The following is a 16,887-nucleotide window of genomic DNA, read 5'->3' on the forward strand; positions in this document are numbered from 1 at the left end:
GGTTGAGTCTCCGCAGGCTTCGGCTCCGCGCGCGCCGGGCGCGGCGCGCCGGTCGGGCGCGACGCGGGTCCGACACCGGGGCCGCGTCGCTTGGGTCGCGTGGGTCGCGCTGAGTCCTGCTTGAGTTCCGCGATCTCGTCTTCGTCGAGCGCCCGAACGTCCCCGCGCCTCAGCTCGCCCAGTCGCAAGGGTCCGTAGCCGGCCCGGTGAAGTCCGGTCACGGTCAGACCGACCGCCTCGAACATGCGGCGCACCTGCCGGTAGCGACCTTCGTGCACGATGATCTCGACCAGCGGCCGATTCGGATCCTCGGCGCGCAGCCGCACGTCGGCCGACGCGCTGCGGATGCCGGGCTCGAATTCAACTCCACGCCGCAGTCGGTCGAGTTGGTTTGCCGTCGGCATGCCCGGCACTCGCACGCGATACACCTTGCGAACGCCGTAGCGTGGATGCATGAGGTGATGCGCCAGCTCGCCGTCATTGGTCAGCAGCAGCAGTCCACTGGTGTCGGCGTCGAGTCGTCCAACCGGAAACAATCGCGCACCGGGCGGCAGGAATTCGCGGATGGTGGGCCGGCCCTCCGGATCGCTCATGGTGGTGATGATGCCGACCGGCTTGTGCAGCATGTAGTAGCGCAGTGTCACGCGGCCAGGAATCGGCTTGCCGCGGACCATGATGCGATCGTGCTCCGGGTCGACGCGGGTGCCCAGCTCGCGAATCACCTCGCCGTTCACGCGCACGTCGCCTTGCGAGATCAGTTCGTCGCAGGCGCGCCGCGAGGCGATACCCCGGCTGGCCAGCAGCTTATTGAGGCGCACGCCGGTCTGCGGTTCGCTCCGAGCGACGTCACGTGCCACGGGTGCCTACCGTCTCGCTACGCGCGCGCTCTTCATCGGCGTCGTCATCGTCATCTGTTTCCTCGTCCTCATCGGCTTCCTCATCTTCTTGGGCGTCCTCGTCTTCCTCGTCTTCGAACTCCTCCTCGTCCTCGTCGTCGCGTTCCACGTCGCCGTCAATTCGGAAGTGTTCGTCGGCCTCGTCGGAGGTCTCGTGTTCGGCCCCCGGCGAGCCCGTCACCGGACTACCGGCCGGCAGTCCGGACGCGGCCTCGGCCATGACTTCGAGATCCGAGAGTTCCATCTGTTCGGGCTCGCGAGCGGCGACCAGCGCCTTCAGCTCTTCGGGGCGCGGCAATTCGGTCAGATCCTTGAGCCCGAAGTAGTCGAGGAACTCCGAAGTGGTGCCATAGAGCAGCGGGCGTCCCACCACCTTCGAGCGTCCGCGGATCGTCACGAGGTTGCGCTCGATGAGAGTCGCGAGCACGCCGGTCGCGTCAACGCCGCGAATGGCCTCGATCTCCGACTTCGTGACCGGCTGCTTGTACGCGATGATCGCCATGGTTTCGAGGGCGGCGCGGGACAGCCGCATTTTCTTCTTGCCGCGCAGCAGGCGGCTGACCCATTCCGCATGCTCCGGTGCGGTGACCAGCACCCAGCCACCCGCGATCTCGCGCAGTTGCACCCCCGCCTCGCGCTCGGCATAGGCAGCCTCGAGCCCGCCGAGGCCCTGCATCACTTCCTCGGGCGTGACGTCGAGTGATTCGACCAGCAGCGCCAGTGGCAGCGGCTGATCGGATGAAAACAGCAGCGCCTCAAGCGCCGCCTGGAGATGTCTCGGAGGCATGGTCGGAACTCCCCTCGGGGGCGCGGGCGACGATCGCGATCTCGCCAAACGCCTCGCTCTGCACTGCGGCCACCTGACCGAGCTTGATCAGCTCGAGCAGGGCAATGAAGGTCACGATGACCTCGGCGCGCCCGCGGCATCGCGCGATCAGCGTCGCGAACGACACGCCGTTCTGTTCGTGAGTGAGTCGGGTGATGAATGCCATCTTGTCATCGAGGTCGTAGACCTCGCCCTGCACCTCGTACACGACACGCTCGGGCATCCGCGACAACACGCGGTTGAGCGCATCGAGGAGGTCGAACAGCGTCGCGGGCGCGAGCGGTCGCGGACCGGCTTCCTCTTCGCCCGGCACCATTCCGCGCTCGAACAGCTTGCGGCGGTCGTCCTCGCGCACCTTCAACGTGCCGGCCGCCTCTTTGAACTGCCGGTACTCGATGAGGCGCTGAACCAGTTGTTCGCGAGGATCGCCCTCGTCCTCCTCCTCGCCCACCGCCGGCTGCGGCAGCAGCATCTTCGCTTTGATGCGCATGAGCGTGGCGGCCATCACCAGGAACTCGCCCGCCACGTCGAGATCGAAGGAGCGCATCAGATCGAGGTAGGCCAGATACTGCCGCGTGATGTGCGCGATCGGAATGTCGTAGATGTCGATCTCGTCGCGCTTGATGAGATGCAGCAGCAGGTCGAGCGGACCCTCGAAGCGCTCGAGTCGCACCATCACCGGCGGGCGACCCGGGCGGCGCGGCAGAACGGTCATCTCGAGATTCGAAGCCGGATCGGCCGGCGCATCCGGTGCCGGCGCGGCGGGTTCGACGTCGGCGGTCGGCGCGGTCGTGATTTCGGGCTCGGAGTCGCGATCGATCATGCCCACGTCCCCGCTCGGGCGCTCAGGCCCATCGCCGCGCGCGCCGCCTCGAGCGTCACGGTCGCGATCTCTCGCGCGCGCTGATTTCCGTCGCGAATGACATCGTGGACCGCGTCCAGATCGCGAGCCCAGCGCTCGCGGCGCTCGCGGATCGGCGCCAGTGCGTCGGTCAGGATCTGCGCGAGCTCGCGCTTGTCGGGCACGCACGCCAGCTCGCCTTTTCGGCAGCGCTCGGCGACTGACGCGGCGCCTGCAGAATTGAACTTGCGGTGGTACTCGTACACCACGCAGCCCGGATGCCCGTCCGCAGGATCCGGCTCCGGGCGTCCGGGATCGTTCGCGCGCAGCTTCTTCGGGTCGGTGTAGGCACTCTTGACCCTGGCCACGATTGCTTCCGGCTCCTCGGCGAGCAGGATCGTGTTACCGACCGACTTGCTCATGCGATTGCCGTCGAGGCCGCGCAGGCGAGCGAAATCGGTCAGCAGCACGTCGGGCTCGACGAACACCGGAGCGCGGTCCTGGCAGTAGGTGAAATTGAAGCGTCGCGCCAGCTCGCGCGTCAGCTCGACGTGCGGCACCTGGTCCTCGCCGACCGGCACGTGGGTCGCGCGGTAGAGAAGGATGTCGGCGGCCTGCAGCACCGAGTAGCCGAGGTGCCCGTAGGAGATCGTCGCTTCTTCGAGTCCCAGGTCACGCACCTGTTCCTTGAGCGTCGGAATGCGTTCGAGTCGCGCCTTGCTGACCAGCATCGAGAGCAGCAGGTGCAGCTCCGCGTGCTCCTTCACCGCCGACTGCACGAACATCACGCTGCGCGCCGGATCGAGCCCGGCGGCGAGCCAGTCGAGCACCATGTCGAGGATGTGATCCTGGAGCTGCGAGGTGTCCTCGAACCCGGTGGTGAGCATGTGCCAGTCCGCGACCATCAGGTAGTTGGTCCAGCCTGCGTCCTGCAGCCGCACCCAGTTCTCGAGCGCCCCGACGTAGTTGCCGAGATGCAGCCGGCCGGTCGGGCGCATGCCCGACAGGATGCGCCCGGTTCCAGGCGTCGAAGTCACGACAGCACCTCGCCAGGCGACAGTCCGACTGCCGTGAGGTAAAGCGAGACCACGGCCTCGAGCGGCCCCATGAACACCACGCGAGAAATCGCCGGCACGGCGAGCAGCACCGCCACGACCGCGAGTCCCGCGAGCCGGAAGCGCTGAATGGCCCGCACGTGTCGAAACGGCAGGAATCGCATCAGGAGCCACGAGCCGTCGAGCGGCGGGATCGGCAGCAGGTTGAAGAGCCCGAGAGCACAGTTGGCGATCACACCGATCAAGCCCATGACCCGCAACGGTGCGAACAGGCCCTGCTCGGGAGCGACGCGCGCGAGCAGCGCGAACGCGAGCGCCAGCAGCGCATTTGAGAGCGGACCCGCCATCGCCACCTTGACCATGTCGTTGCGCGGCTGTCGCAGCCGCGAAGCTTCGATCGGGACCGGTTTCGCCCACGCGAACAGAAACGGCGACTTGAGCAGCAGCAGAACGCCCGGCAGCAGCAGCGAGCCGATCGGATCGATGTGACGCAGCGGGTTGAGCGTCAGCCGCCCGCTGTCGCGCGCGGTCGGATCCCCACACCACAGCGCGGCCACGCCGTGAGCGCACTCGTGGACGACCACGCTCAGGACCAGGACGGGAACCGCGAGCAGCACATCGGGATCGAAGGGCACGGGACAGCTCCGGGGCCGGAAGATGCGGGGAGCGCGCAGCCTATCGGCCCGCTGGTGGCGCGGTCAAGAACGTGTTGCTCGATTCCGAGCGCTCGGCGTGCGGCTGCGCGGCATCGCCCACTCAGCGCGAGTCGGCCTGCGGCCTCACCTTGACCACCATGAGCGTCAGATCGTCGTTCTGGCCGCGCTCGCCGCACCAGTCGAGGACGGCTCGCACGATCCCGTCGAGGATCTCCTGCGCGCCGCGTTCGCGCAGCGCCGCGATGGTGTGCTCGAGGCGCGTGGTGCCGAACTGCTCGCCCATCGGCCCCTCGGCCTCGGTGACGCCGTCGGTGTAGAGCACCAGCACGTCGCCGTCTCGAAGCGGGAACGGCCGGTCCTCGTACTCCGCTTCGCGCAGCACCCCGAGCGCCACGCCACCGTCGGTCAGGAGCTCCACTTCGCCGTTTTGCCGCAGCAGAATTGGCGGGTTGTGGCCGGCGTTCGAATAGATCAGGACGCGGTTCTTCAGATCGAGCACCGAGTAGAACGCGGTCACGAACTTGTCGCGATCGGTGCTCTCGTGGAGCAGCGAGTTCACCTTGCGCATCACCGCGCGGATCGCGAAGTCGTTGCGGATCTCGGCGAGCAGGCTCATGCGAAAGCCGGCCATCAGGATCGCGGCCGGAATGCCCTTGCCGGACACGTCGGCGATCGCGAGTCCGAGGCGGCCATCGCTCACGCGAATGAAGTCGTAGTAGTCGCCGCCGACCTGCGTGTGCGTGAGTGCGGTGCCGGCGAACTCGAAGCCGGTGACCTGCGGTGCGCGCTTGGGCAGGAAGGACTCCTGGATCTCACGCGCGATCGCCAGCTCGCGCTCGAGGCGCCGCTGATCGACCAGCTCGCGCGTCAGCTGGGCGCGTTCGATGGCGACCGCGGCCTGCGCCGCAAAGGAAGTGAGCAGCTCGAGATGCCCCTCGTGATACGCGTCTTCGCTGTCGCTCTCGAGATTGAAAACGCCGATCGTCTTTCCGCGCAGCACCAGCGGCGCCGCGATCTCGCTGCGTGTCGAGGGACGCTCGGCGACGTAGCGCGAGTCGGCGCGCACGTCCGGAACGATCACGGCCTCACCCGTCTTGGCGACCCAGCCCACCAGTCCGACGCCGACCCGCAGGTTGAACACCTCCGCCGCGCCAGTGCCGAAGCCCACTCCGCTCACGCGCTCGATCGCGAGCGTCTTGCGGTTGACCAGATAGACGGCGGCCGCGTCGTACTGCACGACCTCGCGCAACGACTCGAAGATCGCCGCGATCACCGCGTCGAGATCCAGAGGCCCGGACAGGGTCTTGGTGATCTCGAGCAACACTTCCTTCTCGTGCACGCGGCGTTCGATCTCTTCGGTGAGCAGCGCGTGATCGAGTGCGATCGCGATCGCTTCGGAGGCGACCCCGAGTCGTTCGACGTCCACGTCTGTGAAACCTTCGGCGGCAGCGGCGCCCTGGCGATCGAGACACTCGATCACGGCGAATGCGGCGCCGCGCCGAAACAGCGGCACCAGCAGCGCGGAGCGAAAGTCGGCGTGTCGGGTGGCGTCCGAAGGCCGCGGATCCGAAGGCGCGAGCCGCATCACCTTGGGGTCCGCAAGCACCCGGCCGGCCAGACTCTCGCCCCGCAGCAGCCGCAGCTCGGCCACCGCCGCCCCATCTTCCCCACGCAGTTGCGTCACCAGCCGCCGCCCCCCGCGGCGCGCGAGCCACACCCGCGCGAGCCGACAATCCACGAGGCGCCGGCAGTGGCGAGCGGCGGTGTCGAGCAGCGAATCCAGTCGGGACGGGCCGGCCGCGGAGGTGACGCCCGCGCTCACGGTGTCCGCGATCGCGGCCAGAGTGCTCTCGGTAGGGTGGTCGGACACGCGGCGAACGCTAACAAAGCACCTCGCGAGCGGCAACAGAAGGCGTGTTCGAGCGGTGAATTTCGACCTCCGATCGGCCGATAACTCCCGGGTCAACCCCTTCAGTACCCACCTCGGAGTCACGGATGGCGCGCGATCACAAGCGACTGGGCGACCTCCTCATCGACGAGAACATCCTGACTCCCGAGAATCTCGCGGACGCCATCACCGAACAGCGGCGGAGCGGGGAACTTCTGGGATCGACGCTCGTGCGCATGGGGCTCGTCACCGAGCACCAGCTCATGAAGGTGCTGCAGCTGCAGCTCGGGCTCCCGCTCGTCGACCTCGCCGAGGTGGTCGCGGACGAGCAGGCGCTGTCGCTCATCAAGGAAGACCTGGCCCGCAAGTACAGCGCGCTCCCGCTCGAGCTGGAAGGGCGCAAGACGCTGGTCGTTGCGATGGGGGATCCGCTCAACGTCGCGGCGCTGGAGGACCTGCGCTTCCACTCCGGCATGTTCATCAAGCCGGTGCTGGCGTTGCCGAGCGCGATCCAGGAAGCAATCGCGCGCTACTACCACATCGACACTTCCATGAACGAGGTGATCAGCAACATCATCTCGACCGAGGAAGAGCTGGTGATCTCGGCGATCACCGAGGAAGATCCGCAGGCGCAGGCGATCGACGAGCTGATGAAGGAGGCCGAGGGCAAGCCGATCGTGCGACTCACGAACTGGCTGCTGCATCGCGCGGTCGAGGATCGCGCGAGCGACATCCACATCGAGCCGCAGGAGAAGGAAATCATCGTGCGCCTGCGCGTCGACGGTCTGCTGCAGGCGGTGCAGCGGCTGCCCAAGTGGACGCAGAGCGCGATCGTGTCGCGCATCAAGGTGCTCTCGAACCTCGACATCGCGGAGAAGCGACAGCCTCAGGATGGCCGCCTGATGGCCGACGTGCGTGGACGGCGCGTGGACATGCGCGTCTCGACGCTGCCGACCACGCACGGCGAAAAGGTCGTGATCCGCGTGGTCGACCAGTTGCGCGCCAACGTCAGCCTCGACGAAGTCGGCCTGCTGCCCGACGATCTCGCGCACATCCGGCGCTTCCTGGATCGCCCGCAGGGCATCATTCTGGTGACCGGTCCGACCGGATCCGGCAAGAGCACGCTGCTCTATGCGGCGCTGCGACACCTCCAGCACGAGACGCGCAACATCGTGACGGTCGAGGATCCGGTCGAGTATCAGATCGGCGGCATCAGTCAGGTACAGGTCGACGAGAAGGCAAAGAAGACCTTCCCCGCTGCGCTGCGTGCGATCCTGCGACAGGACCCGGACGTCATCATGATCGGCGAGATCCGCGATCGTGAGACCGCCCAGATCGCGTTCCGCGCCTCGGTCACCGGCCATTTGGTGCTCAGTACCGTGCATACCAACGACGCCGCGGGCGCCGTCACCCGCCTCGTCGACCTGGGACTCGAGCCGTTCATGGTCGCCTCTTCGCTGCTCGGTGTGGTGAGCATGCGGCTGGTGCGCACGCTGTGCCCGCGCTGCAAGGAGACCTACGAGGTCAACGCCTCCAATCTCAATCGCCTCGGTGTCCGCGACCTGGTCGACGGCACCGTCGAGTTGAGCCGCGGCCGCGGGTGCCCGAACTGTCGCGAGACCGGGTACATCGGCCGCACCGGCGTGTTCGAGGTGCTCGAGATCAGCGATCACGTGCGTGGCCTGGTGCTGCAGAACTCGCCCGACTCGGCGATTCGCCAGGCGGCGGTCGAATCCGGAATGCGCGGCATGGGTGAGGACGGCCTGAAGAAAGTCATGATGGGGCGCACCACGCTGGAAGAGGTCACGCGCGTGGTGTATCTGGCGGAGAACGAAGCCAAGACCTGCGTGGCGTGTGATGCCGTGGTGGCGCGCACCCACGAGTTCTGCACGCAGTGCGGTGCGTTCGTCGGTGACCACTGCACCAAGTGTCACCGCCGCATCGACACCAAGTGGACGTTCTGCCCCCATTGCGGAAACGACAGCGGACGCGCGCGCGAGGACGACGCCGAGGGCTCGAAGCCCGACATCTCGCACGGACGCCGGCCGCGCCGGGGTCGAGCGGAGCTGCGCAAGGCCGGTTGAGCGAGACACGCGAGCGTGCTTGAGAGCCGCGCGCCCGCCGCCTAGACTGCCGCCGCTCGCCCGCTCCTCGCTGCTTCCCGATCCGCGCCCGCTCCTGCTCGCGTCCTGGAGACTCGCTCGTGCCGGCACTCTACCTGGTGGTGATCTCGGCGCTGGTCGCGATCATCGCCTATCGCACCTACGGCGCGTTTCTGGCCGCGCGGGTCGCGACGCTCGACGACCTGCGCCGCACGCCCGCGCACACGCAGCGCGACGGCCGCGACTTCGTACCCACGAATCGATGGGTGCTGTTCGGCCACCACTTCGCGGCGATCGCCGGCGCCGGTCCCCTGATCGGCCCGGTGCTCGCCGCACAGTTCGGCTACCTGCCGGGCTTCCTGTGGCTGCTGGTCGGCTCGGTGCTCGCGGGTGGCGTCCACGACTTCGTGATCCTCACCGCCTCGGTGCGTCGCGGCGGCCGCTCGCTCGCGAACATCGCGCGCGAGGAGGTCGGCCCCATCACCGGAACCGCGACCGCGATCGCGATCGTGTTCGTGATGGTGGTGGCGCTCGCCGCGATGGCACTGGTGGTCGTGAACTCGCTCAGGGACAGCGCCTGGGGCGTGTTCTCGATCTCGCTCACGATTCCGATCGCGCTCGCGATGGGACTGTGGTCCTACCGCATCCGGCCCGGCTCGCTGCGCACCGCGACCGTATTCGGCGTGATCGCTCTGCTGGTCGCGGTCGCGGCCGGCGCATGGATCCAGAACTCGCCGATCCGCGAGTGGTTCGTGTTTCCCGATCGCGGCATCGCGATCGGCGTGATGCTCTACGGATTCATCGCTTCGGTGCTGCCGGTCTGGCTGCTGTTGTGCCCGCGCGACTATCTGTCGTCATTCATGAAGATCGGCGCGGTGCTGCTCCTCGCGGTCGGCGTGATCGTTGTGAACCCGGTGCTGCGCATGCCGGCGCTGACGCCCTACATCCACGGCGGCGGCCCGGTGTTCCCCGGCACGCTGTTTCCGTTCGTGTTCATCACCATCGCGTGCGGGGCGATCTCGGGCTTCCATTCCCTGATCGCCTCCGGCACCACGCCCAAGATGCTCGATCGCGAGCGCGACATCCTGCCAATCAGCTACGGCGCGATGGTGCTGGAAGGCTTCGTGGGAGTCATCGCGCTCATCGCCGCGTGCGCGCTGCATCCCGGCGACTACTTCGCGATCAATGCGAAGCCCGAGGTGTTCGCGAAGCTCGGGCTCGCGGTGCATGAGCTGCACGTGATCGAGGCGCAGGTCGGCGAGAAACTCGCCGGCCGACCCGGCGGAGCGGTCTCCCTCGCGGTCGGCATGGCCTCGATCTTCACCTCGATCCCGTGGCTCAAGGGCATGATGGCATTCTGGTACCACTTCGCGATCATGTTCGAGGCGATGTTCGTGCTCACGCTCATCGACACCGGCACGCGAGTGACGCGCTACATGCTGCAGGAAGTCGGCGGCATGGTGGTGCCGGCGTTGCGCACCTGGCAGGGCGTGGCGCCCGCGATCGTGTTCAGCGCGCTCGCGGTGCTCGGCTGGGGCTACTTCGTGTGGACTGGAACCGTCAGCACCATCTGGCCGATGCTCGGAGTGGCGAACCAGCTGCTCGCGGGGTTCGCACTGGCGATCGGGACCTCGGTGCTCATCAACATGGGAAAGCAACGCTACATCTGGACCACGTTGCCGCCGCTCGCCTTCATGTGCGTGAACACACTGACCGCTGGATGGCTCAACCTGAGCGTCAACTATTTGCGGCCGCAGCTCGCGGCCGGCGCCCCGAACCTGTGGAGCGCATTCCTGGCGGCGCCGACGCCGGCCCGCATCCAGTGCCTGATCACGCTGGTGCTCATGACGCTGCTCGTGATCGTCGTGGTCGACAGCGTGGCACACTGGACTCGCTCGCTGCGTGGGGCGCTTCCGGCGCAACGCACCACCGCCCCCTCGCATGCCGCCGGATCGTGATCGCGTGACCGCCGTGCGCCGTGTCCTGCCTGCGCTGTTCCTGGTCGCGGCACTCGGGGTCTCGGCACTCGCGTGGCGGTCGCAGCTGGTTCCGGTCATGCGCGAACGGCTCGAGCCGCGCTCGCTTCGACTGACGCCCGCAACTGAGCGCGCCGCGATCGAGTTCGACGTGGTGCTGCCGGTGGTGCCGGTCGGCGAACGGCGCTTGCACTCGCGAGGCCGACCGATGATCGTTCACTACTGGGCGCCTTGGGAACGGAACGGTCGCGCGCAGATCCAGGCGCTCGACTCGCTGCTCGCCTCGAGCGACGCCTCGGGGATCGAGGCGGTCGTGGTGTGCGGTGACCCGTTCCCGACCGTTGCGCGCTTCATCGGGCGGCATCACATCCGGGTGCCGGTGGTGCTCGACGGTGCGCGCGCGTTGCGTGGCCAGCTCCCGTGCCCGCTCCTGCCCTACACGTGGGTGATCGATGCCGGCGGTCGGGTGGCGGCGCGAATCGAGGGTGAGATCGACTGGCTTGCGCCCGAGACGCGTCGGGCGCTGCGCGAGCTCGCGGCCGAGGGGCCGGAAAGTGGTGGAGCTGAACGGGATCGAACCGTCGACCTCCTGACTGCCAGTCAGGCGCTCTCCCAACTGAGCTACAGCCCCACCTCGACTTGCGGCGTTCGGGCCGTCGGGTGGCCCGTCGCGAACGCGGAGTTATAGCGAGCCGACGGCCGCAGGGTCAAGGCGCACGCGCATCGAATCGACGATGCTCGCACGGCGGAATGCCGCGGACCGACGAATCGAGCCTCTAGAAGAGTCCGCGCCGCCTCGTGGTCCGGCGCCGCGGCGGCGGGCCGAGAAGGGCCCCCATCACGCCGCGCATCACCTGCGTGGCGGCGCGGCCCGCGATGGTCTTGACCAGCGGCGAGTTGAGCATTCCGGCCAGCCCGCCCGCTTCCGCCGCATCACGTGCGCCTCGCGCCGGACGCGCCGCCTCGGAATCCTTCGCGACTTCACCCGCGTCGCCGCCACGACCCGCCGCATCGCCGGTCATGCGTGCGGCGAGCAACTCCCGGGCACTCTCGCGATCGACGGCCTGCGCGTACTCCTTCACCTGCGCCGAGGCGCCGAGGCGCTGCTGCATCTCGGGTTCGGTGAGCGGCCCCATGCGCGAAGCCGGCGGAATCATGCGGGTCGCGAATGGCGGCGTGGGTGCACCGTTCGAGTTGAGTACCGTGACGAGCGCCTCTCCGATGCCGAGCGTCGTGAGCGTCTCTTCGATGTCGTAGAACGTGGTCTTGGGAAACGTGCGGGCCGCCGCCCGGAGTGCCCTGTCGTCGTCGGCTGTGAACGCGCGCAGCGCATGCTGCACTCGATTGCCGAGCTGGCCGAGCACATCGGCCGGCACGTCCTTGGGGCTCTGGGTGACGAAGAACACTCCCACGCCCTTCGAGCGGATGAGCCGCACCACCTGTTCGACCTGAGCGAGAAAGTCTTTGCTCGCGTCCGCGAACAACAGGTGAGCTTCGTCGAAGAAGAACACCAGCTTCGGCTTCTCGACGTCGCCGAGCTCAGGCAGCTCCAGGTAGAGCCGCGCCAGCATCCACATCATGAAGGTCGAGAACAACGCGGGCTTATCCTGCACGTCGTTCAGCTCCAGCACGCTGACGAGTCCGCGGCCGTCGCGTTCGATCTGGATCAGATCTTCCAGTTCGAACTCGGGTTCTCCGAAGAACTGACCGGCCCCCTGCTGTTCGAGCTGGATCATCTCGCGCAACAACACGCCGACGGTGGCCTTCGACATGCCGCCGTAGTCCTTGAGGTCGGCCGCACCGTCTCCGGTCAGGTGCTGCAGCACCGCGCGCAGGTCCGCGAAGTCGAGCAACGGGAGCTTGCGGTCGTCGCAGTACTTGAACACCAGCGCGAGCACGCTCGACTGAGTTTCGTTGAGGCCCAGCACTTTGGACAGCAGCAGCGGTCCGAAGCTCGAGACGGTGGCGCGCAGTTGCGCGCCGCGACCGCCCGAGAGGCTCAGGAACTCGACCGGGAACGAGTTCGGCTGCCAGGCGAAACCGGTGTCGGTGGAACGCTGCGCGACCCGTTCGCTCGTCTCGCCGGCCACGCCGAGCCCGGAGAGATCGCCCTTCATGTCGGCGACGAACACCGGCACGCCCGCGTTCGAGAGCTGTTCGGCGATGAGCTGGAGCGTCTTGGTCTTGCCGGTGCCCGTCGCGCCGGCGATCAGCCCGTGGCGGTTGAGCATGGCGAGCGGCATGCCCACCAGCGGCTCTGCGTGGCACTCGCCGTCTCGCAGCGGGGCGCCGAGCGTCAGTGCACCGGCGCCACGTGGAAACGAGGAACGAACCGCGGCGAGAAACGTCTCTTCCATGGGCATGCGCCTCCGAAGTGGAGGCGCATGCTATCGCGTCGACGCTACTTCTGCATCTTCAAGACCACGCGGGCCTCGTCGCTCTTGGCGCGCGCCACGAGACGCACGTGATCGACCTTGCGGCCGTCCGCGAACTCGAGAACGTCGTAGTGGCCGGGGCCGCGCGTGTACTCCTTCATGTCGACCACGCGCGTATCGCCGTTCTCGAACACGAGTTCCGCCCAGTCGAACTGCACGCGACCTTCGACCACCTGCAGCCACATCCGAGTGCCGCGGCTATCGGCATTCAGCGTGACCTCGGTCCAGTCCTCGTCGCGGCGGATGGTCTCGCCGTCCTCCCACACCATCGCGGTGCGCGCCGGAGCGGTGGCGATCATCGCGCCGCTCCACACCACGAGCGGCAGGTAGGTCACGGGCGCAATGCGAATCACGGTGCGCGCGGGACGCACGATCACCGCTCGATAGGGTCGGCGGATCGGCCAGCCGCGCCGGACCACTACGGTGGTGCGGCGGTGCGCGCCACCACGAACCACCACGCGGCGCGCCGCGAAGGCGGGCGCGGCGATTTCGACGCCGAGGAGCAGCACGAGCAGGACAGTAAGAAGTCGATTCATGGCGGACTCCGAGTTGGGGTGTTTGGGAAGTCACCGGACACGACCGAAGAACTGCAGGCCCTGTGCCACCCGAGCCGAGCCGCTAAGTGCTTGTCGCAGCGAGCCTGGCCGTGGAGTGGGCAGCCCGAGCGGGCCGCTGGCGGTCCACCGGCGACTACGGGTGTACCGGTTCGGGCGGCGACCCGGGATCGCTGCCCAGCAGCACCCCGACCTGCACGCGCCCCGAAATCGCACGCGCCAGCAGGGAGACTCTCGAGACGGCACCCGCCACGAAGTCGGCGCGCCCCGCTCACCACTTCACTCTCGAAACGAGTAGATGTCGGCCGGGTCTACGGCTTCCATTCCGGCAACCGACCGGGAGTCCACGGCGCTCGCGCCTGCTCGGCGGCGTTCTCAAGTTTCGACAAGTCGTTGCGCACCAGCCCTCGCAGCGTCTCGAGCAGCGGCGCGAATTCCTGCGCGACGATTTCGACCGCGCGTCGCTGCGTTGCGGTCGGGCTCGCGGTGCTCGACCACTGCGAGTAGACGACCGCGTCGAGTCGTTCGACCAGCGACGGCGCGTCGGGCTCGTTGCGGGAACGCCGCACTTCGTCGCCGTTGAATCGCGTGCGCAGTTCGCGCAGGCGCGCCTCGAGCGCGCGTGCATCACGCGCCAGCGTGGGTGGTGCGGCCGGCGTGTCGTCGATGGCCTTCTTCAGGTGGCTCACGCGCGATTCAGCCTCGGCGAGCGACCGCAGTGCTCCGCGCACCGCGCGCTGCGCCTCGGCGGTACGCCGGCGGAACTGCAGCAGCTCCGCTGCGTTGGTGGCCGGCAGCGTAGCCGCACCGAGCGGGGCGCATGTGAACTTCTGAGGCGGGCCGAGCGGCGTCTCGACGCCCTCGATGCGAGTGCTCAACGCGACCGTGTACTCACCGGGTGCCGCGGGTGGCCCCAACGTCGGCGCGGAGTAGCGGCCCGGCGGCGTCGGATTGAGATCGGTCGGTGTCGCGGCCGGGTACGTGAAGTCCCACGCCACGCGGTGGAATCCCTCGGCGGTCGGTCCGGACAATCGCCGCACCACCCGCCCTTCGGAATCGCCTACGGTCAGGATCAGGCTCGGCGCTTCTTCGCGGTCTTCGGCGCCGAGGCTGTCCCAGCTCGGGTAGTAGATGCTCTTGCCCGCTTCGGCGAGCTTCTTCTCGTCGGCGCGTCGCCGATCGCGACGCGACTTGAGTTCGTCGCGCAACCGATAAGTAAAGATCGCACCGAACGGCGGATTCGGCGCCACAAAGAAGTTCTCGCCCATCTCGGCCTTGCCGTCACCGCCATTCGGACTCGAGGGCACGTACATGAGCGCACGCTTGACCGGCGTGAGTCCCCCTGCCGAGGTCAGGTACGGCAACGTCGCGTGGCGCAGCGGCGAGTAGTCGTCGAGCACGTAGTAACCGCGACCGAAGGTGCCGACCACCAGGTCGTTCTCACGCTTTTGAATCGCGAGGTCGCGCACGCAGATGGTGGGGATTCCGCCCTTGAGCTGAACCCAGTGACGGCCGCCGTCACGGGTGAAGAACACGCCGAACTCGGTGCCGGCGAACAGCAGGTTGCGGTCGACGTGATCCTCGGCGAGCGCGTAGACGGTGCCGCGTTCGGGCAGGTCGCCGGCAATCGAGGTCCAGCTGCGGCCGCGGTCGTCGCTGCGCAACACGTAGGGCTTGAAGTCACCGATCTTGTGCGCGTCGAACGCGGCATAGACCACGTTTTCGTCGTGTTGTGAGGCCTCGAGCCGTGAGACGTAGGTGATCTCGGGTACGCCGGGAAAGCGCTCGGCGCGCCGCCAATGACTCCCCGCGTCCTCGCTGACCTGAACGAGTCCGTCGTCACTTCCCACGTAGAGCAGTCCTTCGCGTTTCGGTGATTCCGAGAGCGCGACCAGGTTGCCATAGAACGAAGTGCTCGCATTCTTGGACGGCGCATCGACGCTCCAGACACGCCCCATGATCTCGAGCCGATTGCGATCAATCTGGCGCGTCAGGTCGGGGCTCACCGGGCGCCAGGTATCGCCGCGATCGTCGGTGCGGTAGAGCCGATTAGCCGCGAAGTAGAGCCGCGTGTGCGAGTGAGGGCTGATGATGAGCGGGCTGTCCCAGTTCCATCGCAATCCCGGTTCGCCGGGTTCGGGCTGCGGCTGGATGTCGAGCGCCTCGCCGTTGCGACGATCGAAACGCACCAGCTGACCGTGCTGCCACTGCGAATAGACGATGTTCGGATCGGTCGGGTCGACGCGCGGCTGGAAGCCATCACCGCCGACGGTGATGAACCAGTCCGAGCTACGAATGCCGTGCACGGTGTTGGTGCGCGACGGCCCGCCCTGTGTGTTGTTGTCCTGCGTCCCGCCGTAGATGTTGTAGAACGGCTCGGCCTCGTCGACACAGATCTTGTAGAACTGCGTGATCGGCAGATTTGAGAAGTACGACCAGATCTTGCCGCGGTCGTAGCTCTCGTAGAGGCCGCCGTCGCAGCCCACCAGCAGGTGCTCGTTGTCGGCGGGATCGATCCACATCGCGTGGTTGTCGACGTGCTTGCTCTCTTCGCCGAGCCGCCTGAACGTCTTGCCGCCGTCCTCGCTGACCTGCATCCAGGTATCGAGCGAGTACACGCGATCGCGCACCTGCGGATCGGCGACGATCTCGTTGTAGTACTGAGGGCTGGTGGCGCCGTAGTCGCCCATCTTCTCCCAGCTCGCTCCCGCGTTGCGCGATCGAAAGAAGCCGCCCTTTCCCTGCGCCGCGTCGATGATCGCGTACACCACGTCCGGATCGACCGGCGAGATCGCGAGCCCCGGGCGTCCCATGTCGGTGGCCGGCAGCCCGGTGGTCAGCTTCGTCCAGCTCTTGCCGGCATCGGTCGACTTGTGGATGCCCGACCCGGGACCGCCATTGACGAGCGTCCAGACGCGGCGATGGCGCTGGTACGTCGAGGCGTACATCACCTTCGGGTTACGCGGATCGAGGTGCACCTCGTTGACGCCGGTCCACGCGTCGACTTCGAGGATGCGCTCCCAGGTCTCGCCGGAGTCGGTCGTGCGGTAGAGCCCGCGATCTCCGCCCGCGCTCCACAGCGGTCCCTGCGCGGCCACGTACACGGTGCGCGAGTCGGAGGGGTGCACGACGATGCGGCCGATGTGCTCGGAGGACTTGAGGCCAACGTTCTTCCAGCTCACTCCCCCGTCGGTCGAGCGATAGACTCCGTCGCCGTAGCCCACGCTGCGCTGGCTGTTGTTCTCGCCCGACCCGACCCACACCACCAGCGGATCGTTCGGATCGATCGTCACGCAACCGATCGAGTACGAACCTTCCTTGTCGAAGATCGGTGCCCAGGTGGTGCCCCGATTGCTGGTCTTCCACAAGTTTCCAGAGCACGCCGCGACGTACCAGGTATTGAGGTCCGACGGATGAATCGCGAGGTCGCCGATGCGTCCGGACGTGAGTGCCGGCCCAATGCCGCGAAACGCCAGCCCGCTCCAGGTTTCGGGCTTGAGTTCCATTGGCTTCTCGGGCGCGGTAGATTTGCCGCCCTTCGACTTGCCGCCCTCGGCCGCCTTCGAAGTCGGAGCACCCTCGGCCGCGACGTGAAGCACGGCGAGCGCCAGCACGCACACTGCGGTTCGAATCAGCGAAGACATGGACGGCGGCATAC

The 16,887-nt window shown here is 67.5% G+C and carries 11 protein-coding genes, 1 tRNA gene and 1 pseudogene; 3 read left to right on the top strand and 10 right to left on the bottom strand.

All coding sequences use genetic code 11. The annotated features are described in order from the left end of the window. The 6 genes from HOP12_07390 to HOP12_07415 all read right to left on the bottom strand — a co-directional run. Positions 1–818: rRNA pseudouridine synthase (locus HOP12_07390; protein NOT33979.1), on the bottom strand; the 818-nt coding region annotated here is incomplete at its 3' end. A 28-nt stretch (positions 819–846) separates the two neighbouring features. After that, the gene (gene scpB / locus HOP12_07395) at positions 847–1,683 is read right to left on the bottom strand and encodes an SMC-Scp complex subunit ScpB (protein NOT33980.1); all 837 of its coding nucleotides are present in this window, start codon (positions 1,681–1,683) and stop codon (positions 847–849) included. After that, complete coding sequence (locus HOP12_07400; GenBank protein NOT33981.1) at positions 1,652–2,398, bottom strand: segregation/condensation protein A; 747 nt, start codon at positions 2,396–2,398, stop codon at positions 1,652–1,654. The genes scpB and HOP12_07400 overlap by 32 nt, the downstream gene beginning before the upstream one ends. Positions 2,399–2,541: 143 nt before the next feature. Continuing rightward, positions 2,542–3,561: a tryptophan--tRNA ligase gene (trpS, locus tag HOP12_07405; GenBank protein ID NOT33982.1), complete on the bottom strand. Its 1,020-nt coding sequence runs from the start codon at positions 3,559–3,561 to the stop codon at positions 2,542–2,544. A 35-nt stretch (positions 3,562–3,596) separates the two neighbouring features. Further along, complete coding sequence (locus tag HOP12_07410; protein ID NOT33983.1) at positions 3,597–4,253, bottom strand: site-2 protease family protein; 657 nt, start codon at positions 4,251–4,253, stop codon at positions 3,597–3,599. Positions 4,254–4,374: 121 nt separating this feature from the next. After that, entirely contained in the window at positions 4,375–6,144 is a 1,770-nt protein-coding gene (locus tag HOP12_07415) for a SpoIIE family protein phosphatase (protein ID NOT33984.1), read from the bottom strand. A 125-nt stretch (positions 6,145–6,269) separates the two neighbouring features. Here HOP12_07415 and tadA point away from each other — a divergent pair, with 125 nt between their 5' ends. The 3 genes and pseudogenes from tadA (at position 6,270) to HOP12_07430 (ending at position 10,715) form a co-directional block, all read left to right on the top strand. Further along, a complete protein-coding gene (tadA, locus tag HOP12_07420) occupies positions 6,270–8,246 on the top strand; it encodes a Flp pilus assembly complex ATPase component TadA (GenBank protein NOT33985.1) in 1,977 nt (658 codons plus the stop codon). Between the two features lie 119 nt (positions 8,247–8,365). Beyond that, positions 8,366–10,222 carry a carbon starvation protein A gene (locus tag HOP12_07425; GenBank protein ID NOT33986.1) on the top strand — a complete coding sequence of 619 codons (1,857 nt, stop codon included), beginning with the start codon at positions 8,366–8,368 and terminating at the stop codon, positions 10,220–10,222. Continuing rightward, positions 10,206–10,715 (top strand): annotated as a pseudogene (locus HOP12_07430) (redoxin domain-containing protein). Before HOP12_07425 ends, HOP12_07430 begins: the two are co-directional and overlap by 17 nt. 80 nt (positions 10,716–10,795) lie before the next feature. Here the strand turns inward: HOP12_07430 and HOP12_07435 are convergent. The 4 genes from HOP12_07435 to HOP12_07450 form a co-directional block, all read right to left on the bottom strand. After that, positions 10,796–10,871, bottom strand: a tRNA-Ala gene (locus tag HOP12_07435). Positions 10,872–11,016: 145 nt separating this feature from the next. Further along, positions 11,017–12,603: a DUF853 family protein gene (locus tag HOP12_07440; protein ID NOT33987.1), complete on the bottom strand. Its 1,587-nt coding sequence runs from the start codon at positions 12,601–12,603 to the stop codon at positions 11,017–11,019. Between the two features lie 38 nt (positions 12,604–12,641). After that, a complete protein-coding gene (locus HOP12_07445) occupies positions 12,642–13,211 on the bottom strand; it encodes a hypothetical protein (GenBank protein NOT33988.1) in 570 nt (189 codons plus the stop codon). Positions 13,212–13,540: 329 nt separating this feature from the next. Next, positions 13,541–16,873 (bottom strand): glycosyl hydrolase, encoded by a 3,333-nt coding sequence (locus HOP12_07450; GenBank protein ID NOT33989.1) that lies wholly within the window; start codon positions 16,871–16,873, stop codon positions 13,541–13,543. Between the last annotated feature and the right edge of the window lie 14 nt (positions 16,874–16,887).

The sequence above is a fragment of the Candidatus Eisenbacteria bacterium genome (assembly GCA_013140805.1).
GTDB lineage: Bacteria > Eisenbacteria > RBG-16-71-46 > RBG-16-71-46 > RBG-16-71-46 > JABFRW01.